General features: G+C 67.0%; 19 protein-coding genes. 7 read left to right on the top strand and 12 right to left on the bottom strand.

The features are described 5' to 3' along the window. Positions 1-52: 52 nt before the first annotated feature. The 6 genes from VEC57_18685 (at position 53) to VEC57_18710 (ending at position 6,930) form a co-directional block, all read left to right on the top strand. Positions 53-832, top strand: a complete 780-nt coding sequence (locus VEC57_18685; GenBank protein ID HYC01169.1) for an SDR family NAD(P)-dependent oxidoreductase — start codon at positions 53-55, stop codon at positions 830-832. A 108-nt stretch (positions 833-940) separates the two neighbouring features. Further along, positions 941-1,729, top strand: a complete 789-nt coding sequence (locus VEC57_18690; protein HYC01170.1) for an enoyl-CoA hydratase-related protein — start codon at positions 941-943, stop codon at positions 1,727-1,729. Between the two features lie 64 nt (positions 1,730-1,793). Beyond that, positions 1,794-3,035, top strand: a complete 1,242-nt coding sequence (locus tag VEC57_18695; protein HYC01171.1) for an MFS transporter — start codon at positions 1,794-1,796, stop codon at positions 3,033-3,035. A gap of 68 nt (positions 3,036-3,103) precedes the next feature. Beyond that, positions 3,104-4,726 carry a hypothetical protein gene (locus VEC57_18700; GenBank protein HYC01172.1) on the top strand — a complete coding sequence of 541 codons (1,623 nt, stop codon included), beginning with the start codon at positions 3,104-3,106 and terminating at the stop codon, positions 4,724-4,726. A gap of 184 nt (positions 4,727-4,910) precedes the next feature. Further along, a complete protein-coding gene (locus VEC57_18705) occupies positions 4,911-5,786 on the top strand; it encodes a hypothetical protein (protein ID HYC01173.1) in 876 nt (291 codons plus the stop codon). Beyond that, the gene (locus tag VEC57_18710) at positions 5,770-6,930 is read left to right on the top strand and encodes a hypothetical protein (GenBank protein ID HYC01174.1); all 1,161 of its coding nucleotides are present in this window, start codon (positions 5,770-5,772) and stop codon (positions 6,928-6,930) included. Before VEC57_18705 ends, VEC57_18710 begins: the two co-directional genes overlap by 17 nt. On the opposite strand, the gene VEC57_18715 is transcribed toward VEC57_18710, so the two are convergent. The 11 genes from VEC57_18715 to VEC57_18765 form a co-directional block, all read right to left on the bottom strand. Then, positions 6,870-7,583 carry a TetR/AcrR family transcriptional regulator gene (locus VEC57_18715; GenBank protein ID HYC01175.1) on the bottom strand — a complete coding sequence of 238 codons (714 nt, stop codon included), beginning with the start codon at positions 7,581-7,583 and terminating at the stop codon, positions 6,870-6,872. The two genes, VEC57_18710 and VEC57_18715, sit on opposite strands and share 61 nt — an antisense overlap. Positions 7,584-8,064: 481 nt before the next feature. Then, positions 8,065-8,613, bottom strand: a complete 549-nt coding sequence (locus tag VEC57_18720) for an NADPH-dependent FMN reductase (protein ID HYC01176.1) — start codon at positions 8,611-8,613, stop codon at positions 8,065-8,067. A 97-nt stretch (positions 8,614-8,710) separates the two neighbouring features. Continuing rightward, on the bottom strand, positions 8,711-9,217 hold the full coding sequence (gene tpx, locus VEC57_18725) for a thiol peroxidase (GenBank protein HYC01177.1): 507 nt from the start codon (positions 9,215-9,217) through the stop codon (positions 8,711-8,713). A gap of 30 nt (positions 9,218-9,247) precedes the next feature. Beyond that, a complete protein-coding gene (locus VEC57_18730; GenBank protein ID HYC01178.1) occupies positions 9,248-10,777 on the bottom strand; it encodes a tetratricopeptide repeat protein in 1,530 nt (509 codons plus the stop codon). After that, entirely contained in the window at positions 10,774-17,292 is a 6,519-nt protein-coding gene (locus tag VEC57_18735) for a SpvB/TcaC N-terminal domain-containing protein (protein HYC01179.1), read from the bottom strand. The genes VEC57_18730 and VEC57_18735 overlap by 4 nt, the downstream gene beginning before the upstream one ends. A gap of 324 nt (positions 17,293-17,616) precedes the next feature. Next, complete coding sequence (locus VEC57_18740; protein HYC01180.1) at positions 17,617-18,030, bottom strand: peptide chain release factor-like protein; 414 nt, start codon at positions 18,028-18,030, stop codon at positions 17,617-17,619. Between the two features lie 115 nt (positions 18,031-18,145). Continuing rightward, a complete protein-coding gene (locus VEC57_18745; GenBank protein ID HYC01181.1) occupies positions 18,146-19,753 on the bottom strand; it encodes an NAD(P)/FAD-dependent oxidoreductase in 1,608 nt (535 codons plus the stop codon). 78 nt (positions 19,754-19,831) lie between these two features. Further along, complete coding sequence (locus tag VEC57_18750) at positions 19,832-20,368, bottom strand: hypothetical protein (protein HYC01182.1); 537 nt, start codon at positions 20,366-20,368, stop codon at positions 19,832-19,834. Between the two features lie 127 nt (positions 20,369-20,495). Further along, positions 20,496-21,845: a sorbosone dehydrogenase family protein gene (locus tag VEC57_18755; GenBank protein HYC01183.1), complete on the bottom strand. Its 1,350-nt coding sequence runs from the start codon at positions 21,843-21,845 to the stop codon at positions 20,496-20,498. A gap of 113 nt (positions 21,846-21,958) precedes the next feature. Further along, entirely contained in the window at positions 21,959-22,573 is a 615-nt protein-coding gene (locus VEC57_18760) for a hypothetical protein (protein ID HYC01184.1), read from the bottom strand. A gap of 12 nt (positions 22,574-22,585) precedes the next feature. Beyond that, entirely contained in the window at positions 22,586-23,383 is a 798-nt protein-coding gene (locus tag VEC57_18765) for a hypothetical protein (GenBank protein HYC01185.1), read from the bottom strand. Between the two features lie 116 nt (positions 23,384-23,499). Here VEC57_18765 and VEC57_18770 point away from each other — a divergent pair, with 116 nt between their 5' ends. Continuing rightward, positions 23,500-24,135 carry a hypothetical protein gene (locus tag VEC57_18770; protein ID HYC01186.1) on the top strand — a complete coding sequence of 212 codons (636 nt, stop codon included), beginning with the start codon at positions 23,500-23,502 and terminating at the stop codon, positions 24,133-24,135. Between the two features lie 132 nt (positions 24,136-24,267). On the opposite strand, the gene VEC57_18775 is transcribed toward VEC57_18770, so the two are convergent. Next, a complete protein-coding gene (locus tag VEC57_18775) occupies positions 24,268-25,890 on the bottom strand; it encodes a DUF87 domain-containing protein (GenBank protein ID HYC01187.1) in 1,623 nt (540 codons plus the stop codon). Positions 25,891-25,946: the final 56 nt, after the last annotated feature.

Here is a 25,946-nt window from a genome sequence, read left to right on the forward strand (position 1 = left end):
AGGTGCCGGATTAGAACGTGTTCCAAGAGACTGTGCAACGGAGGGCGTCGTCATGAGCGCAAGGCTGCAAGGGAAGGTCGCGGTCGTCACCGGGGCCGGATCGGGGATCGGACGTGCAACCGCGGCCCGGTTCGTCGCCGAAGGCGCGGCGGTCGTCATCGGTGACGTGCGCGGCGATGCGGCCGCCGATGCAGCAGCCGAGCTCGCATCGAGTGGGGGTAGGGCGGCGGGGCGGCAGGTCGATGTCTCCAGTTCCGAGGAGGTCGAGGCGCTGATCGGGCTGGCTGTCGAACGCTTCGGCCGTATCGACGTCATGATGAACAACGCGGCGCTGCCGCACGGCGCGCTGATCGCCGAAACCACCGATGAGGACTGGCGGCGCGTCATGGCGGTGACGCTCGACGGCGTCTTCTACGGGACGCGCGCCGCGCTGGCACGCATGAAGCAGCAGGGCTCGGGCTCCATCATCAACGTCTCCTCAGGCGCAGGGCTGGGCGGCGAGGTGATGCTCGGCGCCTACGGCGCGGCCAAGGCGGCCGTCATCAACCTGACCAAGACGGCTGCCGTCGAGAACGCGGCGCTGGGTGTGCGCGTCAACGTGATCTGCCCCGGCCCGATCGCCACGCCTCCGCTGGCCGCATGGCTCGCTCACGTGCCGGGCGGCGAAGAAGCGTTCGCTCGACAGATTCCGGCACGCCGCATCGGGCAACCCCACGAGATCGCTTCGGTGGCGCTGTTCCTGGCCTCCGACGAAGCCTCCTACGTCACCGGGGCAGTTCTGGTCGCCGACGGTGCGGTCAACGCCCGCACCGCCACGCCGCGCTTCGACTGAGGCCTTCGTCGGCGCTCGCCGCACGCGCTTTCATCCGGCAGGCTCGGCGGCGTCGGCGAGCACGTGCGCCGAATGGTCCCAGACACCGTTTCTGCTACTAGGACGCCAATGAGCTACGACGACATCCTCTTCGAGCGCGAAGGCGACGTCGCCTTCGTCGCCATCAATCGCGAAGCCAAGGGCAACGCCTTTCGCATCCAGACGGTGCGCGAGATGTGCGACGCGCTCGAATGCGCGCGCCGCGACGCCGACATCCGCTCCGTGGTCATCACCGGCGCCGGCACGCGCTTCTTCTGCCTCGGCGGGGACCACGACCATTCCGAGCACGAGGACGATCGCATCCACTACGGCAACGTCTTCCCCGTCGTGGATCTGTACGAGCTCATCGACAAGCTGCCCAAGCCCGTCATCGCCATGGTGGCGGGCTTTGCGGTGGGCGGCGGCAACGTTCTGGCGCTGATGTGCGACCTGACGATTGCCTCGCGCGCCGCCACGTTCCGTCAGGTCGGTCCGATGATGGGCAGCTTCGATGCCGGCTTCGGCACTTGGTACCTGGAGGAAGCCGTGGGCCGCAAGAAGGCCAAGGAGATCTGGATGCTCAACCGCAAGTACTCGGCCGAGGAGGCGCTTGCGATGGGCCTGATCAACGAGGTCGTCGAGCCGGAGCGCCTGCGCGAACGGGTGCTCGAGATCTGCGCGGAGCTGTCGGATCGCGGACCGCAGGCACTGGCCGCGCTCAAATCGAGCTTCCATGCGCGGCACGCCGGCGTGGGCGGGCTTTCGCGCGTCGCCCTCGACTTGCTCACGCCCAACTACTATCGGAGCGAGGAATCCAAGGAGCTCGGGCGCGCGTTCGCCGCGCGTCAGAGTCCCGACAAGAGCAAGTTCTACAAGTAGCCGGGCATGCCGCGCTCGGACCCCCGCCGCCGGCGGCGGGTCCCGCGCGGCGGAAGGAGTCGTGGTGGCTGCGCGAGCAGGCGGATGGCGGGCGAGCTCTTGGTTCCTGGTGGCGACGCTGACGATCGTCAACACCATCAACTGGGCGGACCGCCAGGTGGTCCCGATTCTGTTCCCGGGCATCCAGGAAGAACTGGAGCTCTCCGACACCGAGCTCGGCGTCATCGGCGGACTGTCCTTCTCCGTCATCTACGCGGTGTCGGCTTTCGTCTTCGGCTACCTCGCCGACCGCGTCTCGCGAAAGCTCATCATTCTGCTCGGCCTGATCTCCTGGAGCCTGGCAACCGCAGCCGGCGGCCTCGCCACGGGCTTCTGGACGCTGTTCAGCGCGCGCTTCTTTACCGGCATCGGCGAGGCGTCGCTGTATCCGTGCGCGATGTCGCTGCTGACCGACCGCTTCGCCGCCGTCGGTCGCGGCCGCGCGGTGGGCATGTTCGGAGCGGCCGCCGCCATCGGCGGCGGCCTGGGAATCGGTCTTGGCGGACGTCTTGCCGAGATCATGGGCTGGCGCGAAGTGTTCTTTCTGTACGGCGGCGCCGGCTTGCTGCTGATCCCGCTCGTGATGCTGATGGAGGAGCCTGCGCGTCCCGATCACGCGCCCGAAACCGAAGTCTCCATCGGCCGTACGATCGTGGAGGCGCTGCGCGACCCGCGCCTGCACGCGGTGTGGGGAACGGGCACGCTGATGATGGCCTCCGCCATCGGCTGGGTGGCGTGGGTCCCGACGTACTTCGTGCGCGATCTCGGCTTCGACATGACGCAGACGGGCCTATTGTTCGGCGTGGCGCAGCTCTTCGGCGGCGTCATCGGCAGCGTCATCGGCGGCAGGCTCGGCGACGCGTACCGCGCCAGGCGCGTGGCCGGACAGCTCGACGTCTCGGCGGTCGCGGCGCTGATCAGCGCGCCGCTGTTGGCGGTCCCGCTGCTCGAGCTGCCCACGCCCGTGCTCATCGCCTCGAGCATCCTCGGGCCGATGGCGATCTTCGCCTATTTCCCGAACCTGCAGACCGCAGTGGCCGAGATCGTCCCGCCGCGCCGGCTCGGCCTGACCTTTGCGGTGCACGTGCTGTTTCTCGGAGGGATCGGCAGCTCCATCGGTCCGTTCGTCGTCGGCGGCGTCTCCGACCTTACCGGAGGGGATCTGCGGCTGGCGCTGTTCGTTCCCATCGTGGGCATGCTGCTGGCGGCGCCCGGCGCAACATGGGCCGGTCGCGTGATTCGCGCACGAGCGCAGCAGGCAGGCTGACCCGCATCAGGCGCACCATGGTGCGACGGCGGATGGCGCGCCTGTAGCCGCTAGGGCATACCGGCATCGTGAGCCTTGCATGGCACTCGCTGCCGGCGTCGGTGCCGGTGTGGGCCAAGGCGGATTCGGTTCCGAGCTGGCTCGCGCTCCGGCAGGGCACGCTGCCGGTCGTGATCGTCGCGCCGCACGGCGGCCGCCGGCGGCGAGCCGTGCGCCGCGGCGACAGCGTCAACGATCTCTATACCGCCGAGATCGCATGGGAGCTGGCACGGCGGCTGGACGCGCATGCGATCGTCAATCATGGCCTCGATCGCAACGACATCGATCTCAACCGCATCTCGCATCTGGCCGATCGCGCGCCGGACGTGCTCGCGCTCCTGCGCTCGGCGGTCGAGCATGCTGCGGGCGATCGGCCGCCGCTCGTCCTGTTCGTTCACGGATGGAACATGGTCGTGCCGTGCTGCGATGTCGGCGTGGGGCTGCGCCTGCAGCTGAGCGATCCGCGCGGGCGCTTTCCGACGCTCAGCCGGCGTGCGTTCGAACAGTTCGTCGTCGCCATGAAGCGCGCGCTGTCCTCGCGCGGGATCAGTACCGGGATCGGACGTCGCTATTCGGCCAGCGGACGTGACAACGCCGCGCAGCTCTTCAGCGGCCGTCATCGCGAGCACGAAAGCGCCGACGTCGCCGCACTGGCCGAGCTTGCGCTGGCGGGCGGCGTCGAGGCGGCGCAGCTCGAGCTCGGCATTCCGCTGCGGTGGCCCGGGGCGCTGCGAGACGCGCTCGTGGATGGCTGCGTCGAGGCGGTTGCGCAATGGCACGAGGCGGCGCGCCGTCCGAGCGATTGCTCCAGCGCCGCCGCGCGTGCCTGGTGCAGCGAGCGCAGCGACGCGGACGGAACGTCCGAGGCCGAGCCGGGCTACGCACTCCAGGCCGTGCTCGATGGCGACGGCGGCGTCGGCTTGTTCTGCGGCGTCGAGCCCACCAGCGCTTCGACGATGGCGGGACGTTTCTGTCTGGTCTGCACCGACGGCTCGATGATGCTGCTCGTGGGCGAAGGCGACTGGAGCGGGCGGCACGGGCACTACGAACTCGAGGGCTTTCAGTGGCGCAGCAGCACCGACGGGGCCGCCATCCGCCTGCAGGTCCACGGCCCGGTCATCCGCTATCGCAGTCACGACGCCTACCTGGATCTGGAGTCGGGCCTGGCCGATTCCGAGCTTGCGCATGCCGACGTCGATCTGACCTTCGAGTCCGTCGACGCCGAAGCCGGACATGGCCGTCTGCGCGGCCGCGTTTCGGCAGCGGGCATGATGCTCGAGGTCGACACGACCGCGTTCGTGGACCGCGGCGGCCGCCGCGGCAGCGCCGCACACCCGCGCATGCGGGTGCTGGCCGCGACCGAATCGGGAACCGTCCGCATCGAGAGCACGGCCGAGGAGGCGACGCTGCGATTCGAGAAAGGCGATTCGTCCGCGCCGTTGGGCAGGATTGTCATTGGTCCGGCCTGTCCGGTGACGCAAAGCACCGTTTTTCTCGCGGCCGTCGTAACCGCGCGCGTTCCGGTATGGCGCCCGGCCGGCGGCGGCGCCGCAGCCCGCTGGACGTTCGGAATGGCGTCCCTGCAGACTTCCCACACCCAGGTGCCGGCGCTGTTCGATTCGCTCGAGGTGTTCTCGCTGCCCGGCCGCTGAGGTGGTCCACACGCCGATTGCGCCGATCGAGGCGCGGCCCGAACCACTCGCAGACCCGCCGCTCCGCACGCTTTCGCAGCACGCTGCCGCCGTCGGCGGTGCCTCCGCCGCACGCCGGCTTGACACCAGCCCGGCCGGCAAGCGATATCCTCGCCACGTTTCGCGTTCGATGAGGGCGGGGATCATGCAGAAGACGACAATCGCACTGATCGCGGCGGCGTTTGCCGCCTCGCTGTGTCCGGCGCCCGTTCCTGCTGCCGATCACGCCGACACGCCCAATCTGATCGCCGTCGCGCGCCACGACGGCCGCCTGACCGATCTGCACGTCTTCATCGTCGGCGATGATCTCGTGCTCTCGCTCGCGACCAATCCGAACATTCCACCGAGCGCAACCAGCTACACGTTCGCTTCCGACACCACGTTTCGCATTCACATCGACCGTCGCCCCGGCGTCACGTTCGAGTTTCCGGAGAACAACACGACTTTCGGGGGCACGCTCAAGAAGCCGCACCGCCTCAAGCCCGACATCACCTTCAAGATCACGTTCCTGGCCGGCTCGCCCGAAGTGGAGGTCGAGGGCAAGCGCATCGACGAGTCGCAGCTGCAGGTGTTCGCGGGCCTTCGTGACGATCCCTTCATCCGCGGCCCGCGCCAGGGGCGCAACGTCGGCGCCATCGTTCTGCAGCTTCCGCTGTCGGCGATCCTCGGCGCCGGCTCGAGCAGCAACAACGTCATCGCCGTTTGGGCCAGCAGCGACGTTCCCACCGTCAACGGTTCCATCGAGGAGCACGCCGGCCGCGCGCTGCGCTCGCAGTTCGGCGAGAACGACGTGCTCAACAACCTGCCTCCGGGCATGCACGCCAGCATGCTCAACATGGTTCCCGACGTGATCCTGTTCGACACGGCGCTGCCGGCCGTCTTCCCGAACGGCCGTCGCCTCGAGGACGACGTCGTCGATCTTGTAGGCCACGGCGATACGCTCGCCACCGACGCGCCGTTTCCGTCGGCCAACGACAAGGCATTCCTGAGCGAGTTCCCTTATCTTGCCGAGCCCTGGTGATCGCCGCGCGCGATCGGTCCTATTCCACGCGCTGCTGACGCTCGGCCTGCTGACCGGCGCCGACGCACGCGCGCACGGCGATGGGGCAGCCGACGCCGACGTTCGCATCGCCTTCGCGGAGCAGCGCCTGGCCGCGGCGCCGTCGCTGCATCCGGCGATGAACGAGCTTGCGCTGGCGTATCTCGACAAAGCCAAGGCCACGTTCGACCCGGCATGGGTCAAGAAGGCGCGCGAGATGACCGACCGCAGCCTTGCGGTGCAGGAGACGTTCGAAGCGCTTCGCGCGCGCATGATGATCGAGAGCTACGCGCACCGCTTCGAGGAGGCGGCCCGCTTCGGCCAGAGGGCTGCCGCCGCCTCGGCCAACGGAAGCGCCGATCCCGACCCGGAGATCCGCGCAGGCCTCGTCGAGATCCATCTCGCGCTTGGCCGAAATGAGGACGCCGAGCGCTACGTTCCGAGCCAGAAGGCCGCCGCCGAGCAGCTCGAAGCGGCATGGGCGCGTGCGCAGTGGGAGATGGCGCGCGGCGATGCCGCCGAGGCCGCACGGCTGTGGACGCAGGCGATTGCGCTCGGTCATCGCGCCCGCTCGGCACAGCACGCGGGCTGGGCGGCGGTCGCGGCGGCGCAGGCCAACCTCGCACGCGGCGATCTTGCGGCGGCCGCTGCGAGTATCGAGCAGGCACGCACGCTGCTGCATGAGCCGGAGACCAGCGCATCCTTCGCTTCGGCGCACGCGCAGTTGCTGTCCGCGCAGCATCAGGATGATCGGGCGCTGGCCGTGCTCGAGCGCGCGCTGACGGCGCGGCCACGTCACGGAGAGCTGCACCGCCAGGCTTTCGCCGTTGCGCGGCGCCTGGCGCGCAGCGAAGCCGCGCGTCAGCATTTCGTGGCAGCAGAAAGCGCGTACCGCGCCGTGATCGATGCCGGCGAAGCCTACACGATCGGTGCGCTTGCGCGGCTTTACCTGGATGCCGGCGAGAAGCTCGAAGAGGCGAAGGCCCTGGCTTTCCGCAACCTGGAGATGCGGCGCGACCCGGAGGCGCATCGGCTCGCGCAGCAGGCAGCTGCTGCGGCCGCGGATCAAGACCTGCGGTCCGGCTCCATCCCCAGCAGCAGGATGTCGATGGCCTGCGCGAGGTAGCCGGCGCCGGTGTCGTGCTCGGCGCCGAACACGAATCGTTGAGCGATATCGGACAGGATGACGCTCGACAGCACGTGTGCGGCGCCCATCGGCTCTACGTCGCAGCGCACCTGCCCACGCTCCCGAAATCCCTCCAGGAGCTGCGCCACTATCAGGTAGATGCGCGCGAACACTTCGCGGTAGATGATCGAGGCCTCAGTTCCCGACAGTAGCGAGTGCACGTGCAGGAAGCGCGTCAGCTCGCGATTGGCTTCGAACAGCGTGATCACGCGCGAGGACAGCTCGAAGAGCGCATCGCGAAGAGAAAGCGAGTCGAGATCTTCGAGAAGATGGTCCAGGCCGGCCGTCAGGTCGTTGCGCTCGAGGATCTCGCGCAGCAGATCGTCCTTGGTCTTGAAGTGGTAGTAGAGCAGTCCCTTGGTCGCCTCGAGCTCCAGGGCAATGTCGTCCATGGTCGCGGCCGTGAAGCCCTTGGCCGCAAACACCTTCAGGCCCGCCTGCAGGATCTCCTGGCGCTTGCGCTCGGCTCGCCGCTCGCGCACGCCTGCGGTGTTGCCGTTGCGGTCGTCGCTGCGCAGTAACCGTGGGGCTTCTGCGGCAACGGCGTTGGTGCGGGGAGGGCGGCCCGAGCGGGCTCGATGGTCCTGAAACATGACGTCCTACTCGTCGGCACGCTTCGTACCTGCCGGTACGAATGAGCAGGACATCCGCGGGGGAAGCCGACAATGGCGTTGCCGACAAAATGTCCGCAATGGCCGCCCCCGCGCCGCAAGCGTGCGATTTCGCGTAGCAGCGCCAACGGCCAGGCTCAGCGCCACGCGGCACTGGCGATTTCCTCCGGCAGACGCGCGGGGGCAAACAAAAAATGAGCGCAGGAATCGCATGCCCAGGCCGAGCTTCCTGGGGTTCGGCGCGTTACCGGTGGCACCGTCAACGCCTACTGGCACGTCCTCAATGCCGGAAGCAGCACCGGGCAAGCGCGACGTCCGCGCGGACGATCGATGCGCAGATCGACGCGCTCAACGAACGCCGCCGCAGGTGGGAAGTTTTATCGAGGTTGTGCCGGCCTTGCTCGACGCTCGACCTTCGCTCGGCGTCAGCGCCCACACACGCGTCGCAGGGGCGAGGCTGCCGTCACTTGCTGCAGAACTCGGCGAAACCCGCCATGAAGCCCTGAACCTGCTTGCGCACCTTCTCGTCGGTGAGCTTTCCCTGCTCGTCGAACGCCTTGTGGCAGCTCGAGACGAAGCCGTAGCTTCCGAAATAGGGCCGGGTCTTCAGTACCCGCAGCGTGTTTAGCCAGGCCTGCTGCGAGTTCATCGTGCCGCTGTTGCCGGGCGTGGCGCCCATCAGGGCGACGCGGCGATCGTGGAAGACCCGTGGAATGTCGGTCGGAGGACGGGTCAGCCAGTCGATGGCGTTCTTGAAGACGCCCGGGACGCCGTAGTTGTACTCCGGCGTCACGAGAAGAAGGCCATCGCAGGCGGCGACTCTGTCCTTGAGCGCGGCGGCGGCGGCGGGATAGTCGCTTTCTTCGAGGTCGCCATTGTAAAGCGGAATGCCATCGATGCTGCCGATCTCGACGGTGCAGCCGGCCGGCGCCAGCTCGGCCGCCGCCTGAAGGAGCATCGTGTTGTAGGAGTTGCGCCGGAGGCTGCCGGACAGGCCGAGAATCGTAGGCATGGGTCTGCTCCGTCGGGCCAGGGGTCCGGTCCGCACTGTGCATTCGCTTCGAATGCACGGTGCAGAACCTGACCCCGTTCTTGCTCAGGTCTCTTGCTCAGCTCTTCAGTGCCGCCAGCGCCGCGTCGTAATTCGGCTCCTGCCCGATCTCCGGAACCAGCTCGCTGTAGGTGATCTTGTCGTTCTCGTCGATCACGAAGACCGCGCGCGCCGTAATGCCCTGCAGCGGCCCGTCGGCGATGGCCACGCCCCAGCGCTTGCCGAAGTCGCGGTCGCGGACGTCGGAGCCGGTCTTGACGTTGTTGAGCCCTTCGGCGGCGCAGAAGCGCTTCATGGCAAAGGGAAGATCGGCGCTGGCGATGACGACGGCGACGTTGTCGCCGAGACTGGTGGCCTGCTCGTTGAACTTGCGCGTCTCGGTCTGGCAGACCGGAGTATCCACGCTCGGCACCACCACCAGGACTTTCTTCTTGCCGGCCAGGCTCTGCTTGGTGATGGGGGCCATGTCGGCACCGGTCAGATTGAAGTCGGGAGCGGTCTGTCCGACCTTCGGCATCTCGCCGGCCAGGTTGACGGGATTACCACGAAGCGTGACTTGGGCCATGAGGGAGCCTCCACGTGAAAGATGTGGAGGCTACTTAATGAGAGCTTCGTACGGCTTCAACGTGGCCGGAAGAGGCAGGTCGTCCACGGCAGCGACGGCCTTGGCGTATTCGTCCCAGAGGATGCGTGCGCGAGCTCGCAAGCGGCGCGCTTCGGCGCTTTCGCCGAGGGCGTCCTTTGTCTCCGCGAGATTGTGAAGACCCCACGCATACTCTGCATGCTCCTTTCCGCGCACCTGCTCCGCCAGACGCAGGTACTCATTCCACGCTGCCAGTGCGTGACCGTGATCTCCGGACGCGTGATGTAGCATGGCGAGTCGAGCCCGACCATCGAGGCGCCACCGGTGGCGAACGTTGAAGTAGCGATCGACCTCGTCGAGGAAGAGTCGGTACTGAGCTTCGGCGTCGGAGAAGCGGGCCGCCGCGGTGTAGAGGTCGCCGAGAACTAGCCTTCCGTCCAGCAGATCCTCGTAAGGAAAGTGCCGCTCGTAGATGGAGTGCTTTTCCCACTCCTTCTCGGCCCAACGCATTGCCGTCTCATAGCTTTCGATAGCTTGTCCGAGCAGCCCTCGCTTCCAGCGGTAGAATCCGAGCGCCTGCCATTGCAGGGCCAGACGATAGGGTGAACGCCAAGTGTCCATTTCAAAATCGATCCGCCTACGGATTGTGAGCTGCGCTTCCGGAGCATCGAGCCACCGATCGGTTTCTTCGCTCCGCAATCTGCTGCTATCGCCGAACCTGCCGAGCCTGTCCGTCACGGAGATGAGTCTTTCGAGACTTCTTGGGGCGATCGAGTGGAAGTCATGGGCAGTATCGACCACAGACATCGAGATGTCGCCGCCCCGGGCTCGATAGACTTCATGCTCACCTACTTCCGCAGGTGGTACGGCTGCCTGCCACAGCTTCCTTGATTTCTCGTAGTACCACAGTGCCTTCCCCAGATCGCCGTACTCGAAGTAGAAATCGCCCAGCATACTCAGTCCGCTGATTTCGAACGTCACAGGGGTCGGCATGAAGGGACGTGCCTCGGACGACAGCAGTAGCGCTTCCGCCCGTTCGTACAGGCCCAGCTGACGATAATGTCGTGAGAAGCCGTATTCCGACATCAATCCGCAAACGAATGTGCTACGGTCAGCGTCGGATATGTGGTTGCAGAGCTCTACGGCTGTATCGATCGACCGCTTCGCCGCTTCTCGTTGCTCTAGGCCGAATTGGATCGTTGCCAGCTCGTAGTATCCCTGCTCGAGTCGATAGTCGCCGCTCCCGAAGAAGGCGACGTCCAGCTCGAGCGATTTCTGCATGGTATCGAGGGCGAGCTGCCCCCTGTCGTTCTCTGCGAGGACATGGGCCTGCTTGCGCAATGCATCGCGGTATTCGAGCGAAATTGGCCCGCTTTTCTCGTGCGTCCGTTCGACGAGCTCCTCTGCTAGGTGCTCGGCGAGCCGGTGGTCGTGCCGGTCGGATGCGCTAACCAGCCGCTGTTCCAACATATTCAAACGGTACTGTGGCCCGCACGCGATCGTCGTCGCCGCTGCTGCCAACACGGTAAAAAGCAGTTTCATTGCGAGTCGTTTCGAAGCAGGTCGGCTAAGGACTCGTGGTACATGCTGTCATGATGAACGAGAAGAGGCGCCGGTACCCACCAGCTGCGGCCGAGAATCACATCGGACCTGAATGGAACTGCGTAGGCTGTGCCCACCCACGTGACCGGATCGAAAAGGTTGACGTGGTAGGCGACGCTCTCCATTACCGGCGGCCGAAGGATTGGAGCGCCCGTAAGCTCCGCCGAAAGCTTCCCCACTGCCGCTTCGTCGAGTTTGTACTTGGTGGGAGCCGCGCGCAGATCCTGAATCGCTTTCAGACACTTGATCGCCCCGAAGCTGTTGCACCGGAGTCTCACGGTCTGCCCGTCCTTGAGCCCGCCGGCCGCCAGCGACTTCACGTCGGAGCAGCCGTTGACGCACGCGCCTTCGCCTTTCAGGAGAATCGTCAGGTTCTCTCGCAGCGCGACGAAGAAGTTGCTGACGCAGCCCGGCCGCGTCGCGCAGATCCCACTGACGTCGATCGTTCTGACGCCGTTGACGACCCCGTGATCCACGATCCCATGTCTAGCATACCGCTCGGCGTCCGTTGTTCCTGGACCCGGATCATTTGCAGTTTCTATTCCGATCAGAGAGGCCGCCGTCAGGCCGGCCGCCACGATGCCGCTCGCATAGCGTCCGTCATCGATGGCCTGCACCGCCTGCTCGAGCTGGAAACCCTGCGTCGCCACCGCAGTTGCCTGCTGCAGCCATACGTTGGTTCCGGCACCGGCGGGTTTGACGATCATCGTCGAAAGCTGGCTCGTCACGAGCACGGTGACGCCGGCGGTGACTCCGGCCGTCAGCGACTGCCCGAGGTTGCCGGTGCTGACCAGCGTGTCGACGAAGCTGGCCGTGCCGACGAGCAACGCCACGATCTCGACCGCGGTCAGCTCGTAGACGCGTCCGTCGGCGTCCCGGCCAAGCACGGGATTGCCATCGGAGTAGGCGTAGGGCGAGGTGAACTGGAACTGCGGGTCGAGGGTGAGAAATGAGCCGGTGCTGGCGTCGTAGTAGCGAGCGCCGAAGTAGGTCAGGCCGGCGGCTTCCTCCTCTTGCTGGCCGGTGAAGCCGTACGGCGTTGCAGGCTCGGTGACGGTGCGTCCCTCGCCGTCGAAGCGCCCACGGATGCGGCCGAAGGCGGAGTAACGCGACCGTTCCATGACGCGGCCGTGCCCGTCGGTCACCAGGCGTGGCGTGCCCTGGTGGTCGCTGTGCAGGAAGAGCGTCGTCGGTGCTCGGGGCGAGGTCGCCGAGTGCGGTGCGCCGCGCAAGGCAACGAGACGGTCGCCGAAAAATATGCTGGTCTCGAGGGTGCCATCCTCGAGAGCGACGCTGCCGAACTCATAGCGGATCGAATCGCTCCTGCCGTCGTAGCGATACAGCCGCGCGCCGGTGTCTTCGTAGCCGAAGCTGGCCAGAACGCCGCCGCCGTCGCGCACCTGGTTCAGGCGCAACAGCCCATCGTAGTGGTACGATCTGTCGCCCAGCCGCTTGCGGTAGCCATTGGCGTCGTGCTCCACTTCGAGAGTCGAGCCGGCGATGGCAACCTTGGAAAGCTGATTCGGCTTTGCCGCGTCCGCGAAGGTGAGGACCGAGTTGCCATTCCGGATCAGGTTGTCGAGAGGGTCGAAGCGCGTGGTCTCCGTCGTGCCGTCACCGTAGGCGACCTGCGTCAGACGGCCGAGCGCGTCGTACCGGTAGCTGCGCTGGTCGTAGGCACGCTCGGCCGGCGAATGCACCAGATCTTCGACCGCCAGCAGGTTGCCGTTGGCATCGTATTGGCGATACCACAATGCCTCCAGGTCGCCTGCGCTGCTCTCACACGCCGTGCCGGAGCTTGGCGTGTGCGTCGTGCGCAGGCAGCGCAGCTGACCGTTGGTGTCAGCGGCATTGTCCCATCGATCATATTCGAAGCGCTCGGAAACGCCGTTGCCGTAGTCGATCCGCAGCAGCCTACCGTGGGCGTCGTACGCCGCATCGACGACATATGCCTGCTCCGGCGAATGAACGGCTACCGGCTGTCCGAACGAGTTGTACTCGGTCATCACGGGCCCGCCGCCGCTGCGCGCGGAGGGATGGTTTATCGAATGGCGGCGGTCCAGGTCGTCGTACCCATACTCGGTCCTCCATCTCTGCGTGGTGTCGCCGCTGACGTAGACTGCCCAGCGCTCCACCGTCAGGCGGCCGCGGTCGTCGTAGTCGAAGTCGTGCCGCATACGTGAGCTGACAGTCCTCGTGATGATGCGGCGGACCTTGCCCAAGCCGCCGCCGCGGGTGTGGTAGCGATATCCCGCTTTGACCCCGCGACCCTCGCGCCGGTGGAGGCGGCCACTGGCATCGTAGGAGGAACGGATGGAGTTGCCGTCAGGCGTGGTGATAGCGAGCAGGCGACGATCATCGTCGTGATCGAACGTCCAGGTGCCGGCGTTGCTGTTGAAGACCGCTACACGATCGCCGACGCCGGAGTACGACACGCGCGTCACTGCATCGCCGGCTGCCTGACCCAGCGCTGCGACGCGACTCTCGACCACGCGGCCCAGTCCGTCGTAGAACCATGCCTCGCTGCGTTGAAGCGAGCCCGTGGGGCACTCGTAAGGCTTTGCAGCCGTCGGGCGGCGCGAGCAACTGTCGCGTTGCAGGCGGCGATTGAGTCCATCGAACAACTCGATGGTCACCGCGCCGGGACCCTCCCCGCTCAGGATGTTGGCGTCATAGCTGAGAAGGATTCCCGGCGTTGTCGGGTCGCGCCGGACGCGACGTCCGTCGGGGAAAGTCGTTTGAACGCGCCTGCCGGCGGCATCGTACGTGTGCTCCATCCATGCGGGCGCATCGGCGATCGTCTCGCGGAGTGCGTCCAGAGCGGTGCTGGCCACCTCGAAGGCGATGGCCTCTTTCGAAACCTGGCCATACGCGTCGTACTTCCTGACACCGCCCACCACGCCGACGATGCTCCCATCCACCTCGGCCAGCGTCTTCCGGCCGGCCTGCCGTCCGAGCCCGTCGTAGAAAGTCGCTACCGGCGCGGTTCCTTTGCGCCGCGCGACCAGACGCGGGACGCCGTCGTCGAACGCGCCGGGTACGTAGGAGTTGGTGGCCAGCGGATCGGCGCTGCTCGTACCCGGCCCCCATGTCGCCAGCAGGCGACCCAGCCCATCGTATCGGGAGTAGAGCGAGTTGCCGTTGGGCGTCTGCGTGTACGTCGGCTTGCCCGTTCGCGGATCGTGCGCGGAAAAGGTGACGGTGCCACCGGGCTCCTCGGCGCTGACGGCAAAGACGCCCAGGGCATCGTACGTCGTGATCGTGCGCTGACCGGTTGCCGATATCGCAGAGACGACATTGCCGAAGCCGTCATGGGAAAAGCGGCGCGTCGACCACCGGCTGCAGGCCCCCTCGTTCCAGGACACGCAGGTCGATGCCGACACGAGCGCCCCGCGCGCCGGCACCCTCCAGTCGTAGTCGAACTCCTTCTCCAGCAGCGGCTCGGTTCGGCCGTCTTCCGTCATGACGATGCGCGCCGGCTTGTTCACGCTGTAGGTGTCGGGCATTCCGCCCGGTTTGTCGGCAACCTTGTAGTCGTACGCGGTCGTCACCGTGGTCGCGGCAGCCAAGGCGGTTTCGGTGGTTCGCTGCCTTTCGTTACCGTAGTCGTCGTGCTCGTAGCGGGTCGTGGTTCGCAGCGCTTCGACGGCCGTCCCGTGCACATACGGCGTACGCGTTTCGCCCTTCAGCAGCACTGCACCGCTCTCGCTCCAGTAGTACTCGTCACTGCCCACGATGGCTTGCCAGGGACTGCACGGATCGGTGGGATCATCCGGATCGGCTGCCTGGCAGGAAGGGCGTGCCAGGAGCGACAGGCGTTGCAGGCGTCCTTGGAGACGCCTGTCCTGGGCAAACTCGCGGACGCGCGTCAGGCCGGCCGCGTCCACCTCCCATACCATCGCAAAGCCGCGCAGCTCGCGCTCGGCGGCATCATAGCGGCCTCCGCGATACGAGATCGTCGTGCTGAGTGGCGGTGAGTCGTAGATGCCGTCGCGAAGCTGGCGCGCGCTGACCGTCCAGAAGGGGAATGGAATGACGGAGTCGGGTGCGGCCGAGGCCGGCGCGTACTGAAGCAGCGTCTCGCCGCCGATGCCGTTGAGCATTGCCACGAGCAGATGCGGCCGCGTGCGCGTACTGCCCGGTCCCTGGCCGCTTCGTCCAGGCGTTGCAGGATGAAAGTAGACGCGCCACGTGTCGAACTCGTCACCCGGCCCGCCTTGCGTGACGAAGTCGACCAGGCCGTCACCGTTGAAATCGAAGAGGTCGTACTGGTACAGCCATGGTCGGCCGCAATCGATCCAGCTCGAGAATGGACATTCCTCGATCCAGCCGCGTGCGGCCGCCGACGGGTATTCCCACGCGATCGGATCGGAGAACGAGGAGCCGGTATTCACGAACACGCGCATGTTGTGGCAGCAGTAGCCTGAGGCCACGGCGATGGATGGCGCCGAATCGGCGTAGCACGAGATGCTGCTGCAGCCCGTGCGGATGCCATCGCGTTCGCGATCGGAAGCCAGGCTCTGCCGCACCAGGTCGGGGCGGCCATCGCCGGTGATGTCGACGAGGTCGGCGAGCGTGCCGTGCTCATCGCTCATGCTGAGGAACCGCGGCAACGTCGCTTCTCCTTCGACCGTCCATGGGACCGGCACCGGGGACAGGCCATTGCCCGTGTTGTAGAAGACGTACCACGCATCCACATTTTCCCATTCGACGATGAGGTAGCCCTCATCTCCCGCGGCGGCGAGGAGGTCGGGAAGACCGTCGGCGTTCATGTCCAGCAGCGAATACAGAAGCGCGCCGTCTTCGGTGCGGCCCAGGTACGGCAGCGGCGCCCGGAAGGACGCGGGAGTTGCCGCGAACCCGTCGCCTTCGTTCCTGTAGACGCGCCAGTACGGCGAGCCGATGGTGAAGCTGGAAGAGTCGACGTAATCGGAGCGTCCGTCGCCATCGACGTCGACGAGGTCGGCCAGCACGCGTGAGCCCGATTTAGCCGTCCTCCGAAGGTCGGAGCCCGGCGCTCGCCAGTAGAACACGGAGTCGGCAAAGCCGGCTGCGCTGCCGCGCCAGACACACCACTTGCCGGAGGGCGCGCCGCATTCGTGACGTGCGTCGACGAGATCGGCGAAGCCGTCGCCGTCGATGTCGAAGACGTTGATGTCGACGTTCCTGGAGCCGTCGATGCGGCGCAGACACGTCGGCGGATTGACCACTTGCGGCGTCGCCGGCCAGTTCCAATCCAACGGCGGTCCGAAGCCCGTGCCCGTGCCCAGACGGACGGTCGCGGCAGTGCCGCGAACTTCGACATGGTCGACGATGCCGTCGCCGTTCATGTCGAGCGTGTCGATCTCGACGGTACGTTTGCCGTAGCGGAGGCGGCCGACCTGCGGAATGGCCATGCCTTCGGCGATGCCCGCGCCTCCGGTCGGCCAATGCCGCGAAACTGCGTCTCCGTAGATGAAGACGGTGCTCGGAAGAGCTACGTCGCCGTCGGCGGTTTCTCCGAAGGCAGTAAGCGTGGCCGCGACCAGGCGTGCCTCGGCGGTGACCTCGTCGATGTCGTAGCTGAAGTCGTATCGCCTTGCCGGAAGATTGCGCGTGGACGTCTCGATCGACGAGAGCAGCACGTCCATGGGCTCGGCGAAGCCTGACCGGAACGACACGGTGGGCGTCGACGGCGCCTGGCGCGGCGACCAGCGGAAGACGATCTCGGCAAAGTGTGCGACACCTTGACCGGCATTGGCACCGTAACGGATGACATCGGGAAGCCCGGATGAAAGCCCGGATGCCGGATCGCTGCGGTAGGAGAAGTCGATGCGGTTGCCCGCAGGGTCCTCCATGCGTTCGAGCAGCCACGAGAAGGTTTCGTTCGTCGATGCTCCGCGCCCGGTGCGCGTCTGGGCCGTGCTGCCGAAGGTGAAGACGGTGCCGCCCTTGTCGATCACCTTCCAGAGGTTCTGCGTGCGATGAAAACCGATGCGAGGAAACGTGGACTCGACCTTGGGCCGGAAGCCCCGCGTGGACCCCGGGATCGGCTCCAGCTCCATCACGCCGCCCGGCATCGCCAGGACGAAAACGTCGTCATCGGTGTATCGCGGCACGCCGTGCTTGGTCGAACGGGCGATTCTCGGCAGCGGCAGCGTCCAGCCGTACCCGTAAGGCCCCGGACCGGAGCTGCTCGAATAGGTCAGCGACAGGGCGGGGGACTGGCCGAGACGGCCCGGCGGCGCTTCGATCGGAATGGCGGCTTCTGCCGCACCGGTGAACAGGTTGGCCTGTGGTGCCGAAGCGATGCCCGTGTAGCCGCCGCCTCCGTCACCGGTCTGCGAGCCCGGAGCTGCGCCGGGCGTCGGTTGCGCGAACGTCGTGTGTGCGAACAGCAGCGCTGCAGCCATGGCTGCGCAGAGGGCGCGCATGATCAGCGGCCCTCCGGTGGGGGACAGGCCACCGACCACCATCGCTTCTCTTGCGGCAGCTCGCGAGCCGCGGCGCGTGCCGCGTCCGACCGGAGCTTGTCCATGCGACGGGCCACGTCCGGCATCCACTGGGTGGCGTGAGCGCGTGGAGCTCTGGTGCGAGCCGCCGCCTGGGCTGCGGCATCGGTGTGCATCGCCGCAGCGATGACGAGCGCAAGCAAGGTTTTTCCGCTCCAGCCTCGGTCCATGATCCACCTCCGCAACGATGCGCCGGACGCATCGTTGCGGAGGTTGTCACGCCGTCGGTCAGCTCACCTCAATGGCCAGGATGTAATGGAGCGCGCACGAGCACTGGGATGTCATGAATCAATCGTCGTGATGGCGGATGCGTCCACGGCCGTGCTTGATCTGCGAGCGGGCGCGCTTCTCGGCAACCGTCTTCTGCTTGGCCTGCCGCGAAGGCCGCCTCTTCTGCCGCCGCTTCTTCTCGGCCGCATCGATCGCCGCCGCGCGCTGCGCTTCCATGCGGTCCTCCACCTTGTCGGCGAGCAGCACACGCGCCTTGTAGCGGTTGAGCGCTTGCGAGCGCTCTTCCTGGCACTTGACCTGGATCCGCGTGGGCTTGTGCCGCAGCACCACGCAGGTGGAGACCTTGTTGACGTTCTGGCCGCCCTTTCCGCCCGACCGAACGAAGCTCTCCTCGAGATCCTCCTCGCGAATGCCGAGCGCGGCCAGGCGCTCCCCGATCTCTCGGGCCTTGTCTCCGGTGAGCGCGCGCATGGAATGGCACCACAATGCCGGCTGCTGCGCCGGTGTGCCAGCAATGTTCGCTGCGGCCGTCCTTTCGCGAAGAGGCAAGTCAGCGCCGCCGGCGATGCTCACCGCGGTTGAGGAATCAGCGACCGGTCCCGCGCATGCTTGCCGCCAGCGACCGCGCCACGCCGATCCCGTCCATCGCGGCGCTGATGATGCCGCCCGCGTATCCGGCTCCTTCCCCGCATGGATACAGCCCAGGCAGCCCGGGGCTCTGCCACGTCTCGGGATGACGCGGAACACGCACGGGCGAGCTCGTGCGCGTCTCCACGCCCACCAGCAGCGCTTCCGCGGTGACATAGCCGCGCATGCGCTTGTTGAACTGCGCCAGCGCGTGCGCGAGCCGCTGGGACAGGACGATGCCGGCGCCATCGAGCACGTCGGCGACGTTGCTGGCGGTAACCCCGGGCTGATAGCTGGTGTCCGAGGCAGTGGTCGAGCTGCGGCCGGCAAGGAAATCCGTGGCTCGCGTGGCGGGCGCCTTCAGTGCCCCGCCACCGGCTTCGAAGGCGAGCCGCTCCAGGCGCCGCTGATACTTCACGCCCGCCAGCGCGCCGTTGTAACCGGCAGCCGCCAGATCCTCCGGCTCGATCGCCACGACCAGCCCCGAGTTCGCAAACGGCGAGTCGCGCCGCGACAGGCTCATGCCGTTGACGACGACTTCTCCCGGCTCGGTGGCCGCGGGCACGATGAAGCCACCCGGGCACATGCAGAACGAGAAGACGCCGCGGCCTTCCTCGGTATGCGCGAGACGATAGGCCGCGGCCGGCAGGGCAGGGTGACCGGCGCTGGCGCCGTACTGGATGGAGTCGATGAGCGGCTGCGGATGCTCGATGCGAACGCCGGCCGCAAAGCCCTTCGCTTCCATTGCCACGCCCATCTCGGCCAGCCAGGTGTAGACGTCGCGCGCGGAGTGGCCGGTGGCCAGCACGACCGCCTCGCAGCCGTGCTCGCTGGCGGCGCCGGTGTCGACGTCGGCGACGCGCACGCCGGCCGCCGCGCCGCCGGCGTCTCTGAGAAGGCCGATCACGCGGGCGCCGAAGACGAAGCGCGTGCCGACCTGCTCCAGGTGCTCGCGCAGCGCGGTGATCACGCGCGGCAGCTTGTTCGAGCCGATGTGCGGGCGCGCGTCGGTCAGGATCGCTTCGGGCGCCCCGTGCACGGCCAGCAGCTCGATGACGTCGCGCACGTCGCCGCGCTTGTGGCTGCGCGTGTAGAGCTTGCCGTCGCTGTAGGTGCCGGCGCCGCCTTCACCGAAGCAGTAGTTGGAGTCGGGATTGACGATGCCTTCCTGCTGCAGGCCGCGAAGGTCGCGCCGGCGCGGCTGCACGGGCTTGCCGCGATCGTAGATGGTCGCGCCGATGCCGTGCCGCGCCAGCTCGTAGGCGCAGAACAGGCCGGCGGGCCCATCGCCGATGATGGCCACGCGTTCGGGCGAGTCGACCTCGCGCAGCGGCGCGCCGCCGAGGTTCTCCGGCAGCGAGGCGGCAGGGCCGACGACGACGTGGAACCGCACGCGGCCGCGTCGCGCGTCAATGGAGCGCTTCAGGACGACGAGCTCGGGCAGCGAATCTTCCGGACGCTGGAGCTGGCGCGCGACGCGGCGGCGCAGCTCAGCGGGCTCCTGCGACTCGTCGAGGCCAAGGTCGAGCGTCAGCTCGTTCGGCAGCTTTCGAGGCGCGTTCGCCATCGAGCTTCTCTATCGCTGCCGCGTGGTTTTTCTCAACTGTAGCGCTGCCGCGCGACAGCTTCGCCGTTGAGGCGGCGCCTACCAGCGCACGTAGCCTCCGGCCGTGAAGGCATCCAGGCTGTCGGTCATGCTCTGGCGGGTCCACTCGGCCCGGAGCCCAAAGGCCGTGTTCGGGATGCCGATCATCACGCCGGTGCCGAAAACGACGTCGAAGCCGTCGATGTCTTCGGAGGATGACGGAAGATAGGTGCCGCCGAACTTCCCGAAGATGCGGTGGTCGCGAAGGGGAATCATCGGCAGCAGCGACAGATTGATGCCGCGTGCATCGACGCCCTTGTAGTCCTGCACGTCCACGTACTCGAGCTCGGCGGCAACGCCGATGACGAACTCCCACCAGGCCTGCACTCGCGACGTGAAGCCGCCATGCAACGCATCGCCGAAAGCGACCCCGATGTTGCGGCGGTCCTTTACGGCGAAGCTGTTCTTCAGCGCCGCGGCGTTTGGCGGAATCGCGTCGCCTTCGGTGGAGGACTGCTGCGCGGTGGCCGGCGAGGCTGTCGCGACGCAGGCGGCGAACGCGGCGGCAGCGAGGATCGTGCGAGATGGACGGGTCACGTTGACCACTCCTGGAGGCTGTTTGCAGGCCTCCTATTCGCCGCGCACGCGCAGAGCCAGTACCGATCCTGTGCGTTACTGAAAGTGTGACAACCTCCACGTCGAGGGGACGTCTCGCACCGGGCGCTCAGAACTCCGGCGGCAGCTGCGCGAGCTTGGACACTCGCCACACCACGTTCCCCACGTCATCCGCCACCAGCAGACCGCCGCGCTTGTCGAATGCAACGCCGACCGGCCGTCCGTACGCCGTCTCCGTGTCCTCGCTGAGGAACCCCGTGAGCACGGGCACCGGGTCTCCGGCGGGCTGGCCTCCCTGGAACGGCACGAAGATCACCTGATAGCCACTCGGCGGATTGCGATTCCACGACCCGTGCTGGCCGACGAACATCCCGGGCGCATAGCCGCCCGGAAGATCGTTGCTCTGCGAGTAGGCCAGCCCGAGCGACGACGTGTGCGCGCCGAGCGCGTAGTCGGGTGGAATGGCCTGGGCGACCAGATCGAGCGCCTGCGGCTTTACGCGCTCGTCGACGTTGGAGCCGTAGTAGCTGTAGGGCCAGCCGTAGAAGGCGCCCGGCGTCACCGACGTCATGTAGTCCGGCACCAGGTCGCTGCCGAGCTCGTCGCGCTCGTTGACGGCGGTCCACAGCGCGCCGGTCTCGGGCACCCACGCCATGCCGACCGGGTTTCGAAGGCCCGAGGCATAGATGCGCTTGTCGCCCGAGCGAAGGTCGATCTCCCAGATGCAGGCACGGCCCTCCTCGTGCTCCATGCCCTTCTCGCCGATGTTGCTGTTGGAGCCGACGGTGGCGTAGAGCTTCTTGCCGTCGGGGCTGGCGATGATGTTCTTGGTCCAGTGATGATTGAACGGGCGCCCCGGCAGATACACGAGCACCGTGGGCGCGGCGGTGATCTGCGTGTCGCCGTCGTTGTAGGGGACGTGCACGATCGAGTCGGCGTTGGCGATGAACAGGTGCTTGCCGACCAGGGCCATGCCGAACGGCGAATAGAGGTTCTGCAGGAACGGCGTTCGCACCTCGGCGACGCCGTCGCCGTTGGCGTCGCGCAGCAGCGTGATGCGATTGGCGCTCGGCACTGCCGATCCGCCTTTCTCCATCACCTGCTTCATCGCCTTGCCCTTGAGACCTTCGAAGTCCTCGGGACGATCGGGGCCGTTGGTTTCGGCCACCAGCACGTCGCCGTTGGGCAGCACGTACAGCCAGCGCGGATGATCGAGCCCGGCGGCGAACGCCGTCACCATCGATCCTGGGGGGCCGGTCGGCTTCATGCCTTCGGGCCAACCCTTGGCCTGCGCGACCTTGACCGTTGGAATCAGCCCGTCCTTCGGTTTTGCCAGCTCCGGATGCGGTCCGAACGTCTTCTCGATCGGGAGCTTGGCCCGCTCCGTGCCGGCGCTGGTGCAGGCGGCCAGGGTGATGGCGGTCAGTACGGCGGCGGCGCGGGCGGGGAGGCTTGCCATGCGCGCGAGCCTACCAATGAAGGTCGATCGAGCAAGACGGCAGGCGCCGGCGATGCCACGGGCGCGGCGTAGTGCACGGTGACCATATCGCGCCACATCGAGCGCCGCATGCGCTAATCCGTCACATCCAGATCCAACTCGCCGGTGACGTACACGGCATCGGCGCCGAAGTCGCTCAGGCGCGCGGCGCCGTGCGGGACATCATGGGGCAGGCCGTCCAGGTAGAGCAGCACGGCCACGACGATCGTCTCTTGCGGCGCGCCGGGCATCGTTGGCACCTCGACGTCGGTGGAGCGGTCTTCGTTCGGGGCGCCGCTGCCGGGAGCGGGCACGTCCTCGGCGATGTTCCACGGGCCCTCGGCACTGGCGCCGGTGGCAACGAGATAGGCGGTCCCCGCCGGCAGATCCTCGGTCGTGAAGGTGACCGATCCGACGCATACGTCCTCGCTCGGAACCTCCGAGCACTCGATCTCGCGGCCCGGCTGCTCGATGGCAACACGGCCATCGTCATCGTCGTCGAGTCGCAGCTCGGCGCCGGAGCCGCAGTACGTGGTGCCCTCGAACTCGAGGCAGATGCCGAATTCGGCGGCGGCCTCGATGGCTGCGGCTTCACCGTCGAAGCCGCTGGAGCCGCTGCCGCAGGCGGCAACGATGGCTAGAGACGCCGCGATAAGAGTGCGATGCAGCGCGGCTAGGCAGGTGCGGCAGGTGGCGATGCGCGCGATCATCAAGGCTCCTCCTCAGACGGTTGTCGCCGTGATCAGCACGTTCAGGAACTCGGTGGTCGCTGCGGGATCGGCGGCGAATTCTTCGACGAGCTCGCGAACGGCGCTGTCCATGCGCGAGTAGAACTCGGGGATGCGTTCGCGCGGGATGTGCAGGTAGTGATTGCGCACGTGCGTGGACGCCGCGCGCTCGGGAATCGTGAGCTTGTCGAGCAGGCTCTTCGAGAAGATTGCAGCGTATTCGGTGGCCAGCGCGCGTCGTTCCTCCGTGCCGCTGGCGACGTAGTGGCGCGCGACGCGCCGCACGCGCGCGCCGCTCTGCTCGACCAGCCCGCGCTGGCGCAGCATCGCCACGACCTTGTCGACGTCGGCTTTGGTGGCCTTGCCGCGCACGGCCGAGGCGATCTGCTCGCGCCATTTCTTGGAGGCGGTCCAGCTTCCGTCATCGGGCAGTGATGCGATGGCGCGGCTGACCTGAACGGCAAGGTCGGCGTCGGCGACGCCCTCGGTTGCCGTCGGGTCGTGCATGACCCGGCGAAGCTCGCGCGCGAACGCGTGCACGATCCTGTCGCGATAGAGGACGGCCAGCAGCGGTCCTGCGGGCTCGCCGCGCACCCTGGCCAGGCGCCGCACGAGCGCCTCGTTCGGAAAACGTTTTCCCTTCTCGATGTAGCCGAGCATGACCGGGTCGACCGCGCCCTCCAGGACCTCCGCGGCGAACCGCTTCACGGTGTAGTCGCGGCCGGTAAGTACCCGGGTTTCGTAGAAATAATCCTTGATCGCCTTGAGCGCGGCGTCTTTGGGCCTGGCCACACTGGCAAGCTAGCCAAAACAGAATTGCTTGACAAGAAAACTAAAGTTGTTTACTCGCCGAACAAGGCAGTGATGGCACTGCCGCCGCCCGCCATCGAACAGGAGGACTGCAACCCATGCGTTCACGAGCCGCTCTACTCATCGTTCTGGCCTTCGGGGCCCTTCTCTTCATCCAGGACACCGGCTCGGCCGGTCCGCGCCGCCGCGCCATTCTCGAGGAGCTGACGCGCCTGCGCGGCGACGTCGCGCAGCTCACCAACCAGCTCAGCTACGTACACGGCGACCTTGCCAAATCGCCGCCGTCGTATCCCGGCGGCGGCAGCACCGGTCTTTGCGATGACCCCTGTGCCGTCGATTCGGACGGCGACGGCGTGGGCGACTGCGAGGACTACTGCCCGTGCGATCCCGACACCGCCGATGCAGACGGCGACGGCGCTCCGGACTGTGCCGATCCGTGTCCGGATGATGCGACCGACGCCTGCGCCGACCCGTGCAACCAGGACTCGGACGGCGACGGCACCGGCGACTGCGAGGATCCGTGCCCGTGGGATCCGGCGCCGCCCGCGGATGCTGACGAGGACGGTGTCGTCGATTGCCAGGACCCGTGCCCGGGCGATCCAACCAACGAGTGCTGGGGGCCGTGCGGCATCGATCAGGACGGCGACGGCGTCGGCGACTGCATCGATGACTGCCCGTACATGGAAGGCGGCGGCAGCCCCACGCGCGAGTGCAAGCCGATGACGGCGAACTGAGCATGGGTGATCGCCGTACGATGCGCGTCACCCGCGCATCGTACGGCGGTCGTTCATTGCGTGACGGCTGTGTGCGGCATCGGCGTTCCACGCCCGCGCAAAAACGATGAGCTCTGGCCTTGACCCGCGGCGCTAGCCGCGGTCCTGTTTGCGCCAGCGTTCGATGGTCTCTTCGATGAAGCCGTTGGCGAGCGGTTCCTTCTGCCACGACGCCGAGAAGTTGGCGGTGCCGCTGCGCGGGCGGAATGCCTCGTCGAGCTGATCCATGTTCAGGCGCACGGGCACGTTGACGCCTTCGCCCACCACGATGGCTTCCTGCGTGCGCAGCGCGGGCAGCGAGTTGATCAGGCCGAGAGCGCTGTCCGGCAAAGCCTTGGCCACGTACTCCTGATCGGGCTGGTTGCTCATGCGCAGCGCGAACAGCGTGTTGCACTGCGAGAGCACGTCGGGCGAAAGCTCGGAAGGCCGCTGCGTGACCAGGCACAGCGAAACGCCGTACTTGCGCCCTTCCTTGGCAATGCGGCCCAGGGCCTTGCGCGCCGAAGCGAACGCGCCCTCGCTGCGCGGCACGTACCGGTGCGCCTCTTCGCACACGATCAGCACCGGCACCGCCTTGCTGCGCTCCGCCCACAGCGCGAAGTCGAAGATCATGCGGCACAGCATGGAAACGACGACCTCGACGATCTCGGAGGGCACGCCCGAGAGGTCGACGATGGTGATGGGCTTGTCGTTGACCGGGATGCGAAGAATGCGCGAGAGGATCTTGGCCATGTTGTCCGAGACGAACATCCCGGAGAACATGAAGCCGAACCGTGAGTCGGCGTTGAGCGTCTCGATCCTGTCCTTGATGCGCATGTACGGCGCGATGCCGTCGGCGCCGCGATCCAGGCGGCCCATCTGCTTGTCCAGGTACTGGATGATCGTGGCCAGCCGATAGGGAACGGGCGTGTCGACCGTGATGTAGGAGGTGTCGCGACCTTCACCGACGTAGCGCCGCTTTCCTTCCAGGATGGCGCCCTTGAGGATTCCGACCTCCAGCTCGCGCGACATGCCGTCGCGCCCGATCAGCACCTCCACCGTCTCCTCGAAACTGAGCAGCCAGTACGGCAGCTCGAGGTTGGCCGGGCTGATGACCTCGGCGCGCTCGCCGAACGCGGTTCGGTACTCGTTGTGCGGATCGAGAAGGACGATGTGCCCGCTGGGATGCTGGTCCAGGATCGCACGCAGGATCAGCGCCACGGTGCACGACTTGCCCGACCCGGAGGTGCCCAGCACCGCGAAGTGCTTGCCGAGCAGCTGGTCGGTAGTGACGAAGGCCGGCAGCGACTTGTCCTGATGGATGGTGCCGATGCGGACGTTGGATGCGGCGGGCCGCGCATATACGCGGCTGAGGTCTTCGCGCGAGGCGGCGTAGATGTCGGCGCCGAGGCTCGGGTAGACCGAGACCCCGCGCTGGAACGTGCTCTCCTTGCCGTTGCTGTCGAGCATCGCCTCGCCGAGCAGCTCCATCTCGAAGAAGCGCTTTTCGTCGGCCACCGGCGGGAAAGAGGGATTCTCGGTGCGAAGGCTCGAGATCATCCCGAAGACGATCGAGTGCCTGGTGGGAATGCGTGCAATGGCGCCGACCTGGACGGCCGAGCGGGCGTCGCCGCCGCCATTGCCGTCGCCGTTGTCGGCGGCGTGCGTCAGGATGGCCGACACACGCGACCCGGCCACGGACACGACGTGGCCGATCTTGCCAGACGCTTCCTGCACGAGGACTCCCCTGAGACTCCGAAGTTCGTCGGCCTCGGCCATGGCGGCCGAGGCGG

The organism is Candidatus Limnocylindrales bacterium (genome assembly GCA_035626395.1).
GTDB lineage: Bacteria > Desulfobacterota > Binatia > UBA1149 > CAITLU01 > DASPNH01.

Bases quoted from the DNA above. Each gene is read 5' to 3' on its own strand.
- VEC57_18685 (HYC01169.1), top strand. From the start codon at position 53: ATGAGCGCAAGGCTGCAAGGGAAGGTCGCGGTCGTCACCGGGGCCGGA.
- VEC57_18690 (HYC01170.1), top strand. From the start codon at position 941: ATGAGCTACGACGACATCCTCTTCGAGCGCGAAGGCGACGTCGCCTTC.
- VEC57_18705 (HYC01173.1), top strand. From the start codon at position 4,911: ATGCAGAAGACGACAATCGCACTGATCGCGGCGGCGTTTGCCGCCTCG.
- VEC57_18715 (HYC01175.1), bottom strand. From the start codon at position 7,583: ATGTTTCAGGACCATCGAGCCCGCTCGGGCCGCCCTCCCCGCACCAAC.
- VEC57_18720 (HYC01176.1), bottom strand. From the start codon at position 8,613: ATGCCTACGATTCTCGGCCTGTCCGGCAGCCTCCGGCGCAACTCCTAC.
- tpx (HYC01177.1), bottom strand. From the start codon at position 9,217: ATGGCCCAAGTCACGCTTCGTGGTAATCCCGTCAACCTGGCCGGCGAG.
- VEC57_18730 (HYC01178.1), bottom strand. From the start codon at position 10,777: ATGAAACTGCTTTTTACCGTGTTGGCAGCAGCGGCGACGACGATCGCG.
- VEC57_18735 (HYC01179.1), bottom strand. From the start codon at position 17,292: ATGGTGGTCGGTGGCCTGTCCCCCACCGGAGGGCCGCTGATCATGCGC.
- VEC57_18740 (HYC01180.1), bottom strand. From the start codon at position 18,030: ATGCGCGCGCTCACCGGAGACAAGGCCCGAGAGATCGGGGAGCGCCTG.
- VEC57_18745 (HYC01181.1), bottom strand. From the start codon at position 19,753: ATGGCGAACGCGCCTCGAAAGCTGCCGAACGAGCTGACGCTCGACCTT.
- VEC57_18755 (HYC01183.1), bottom strand. From the start codon at position 21,845: ATGGCAAGCCTCCCCGCCCGCGCCGCCGCCGTACTGACCGCCATCACC.
- VEC57_18760 (HYC01184.1), bottom strand. From the start codon at position 22,573: ATGATCGCGCGCATCGCCACCTGCCGCACCTGCCTAGCCGCGCTGCAT.
- VEC57_18770 (HYC01186.1), top strand. From the start codon at position 23,500: ATGCGTTCACGAGCCGCTCTACTCATCGTTCTGGCCTTCGGGGCCCTT.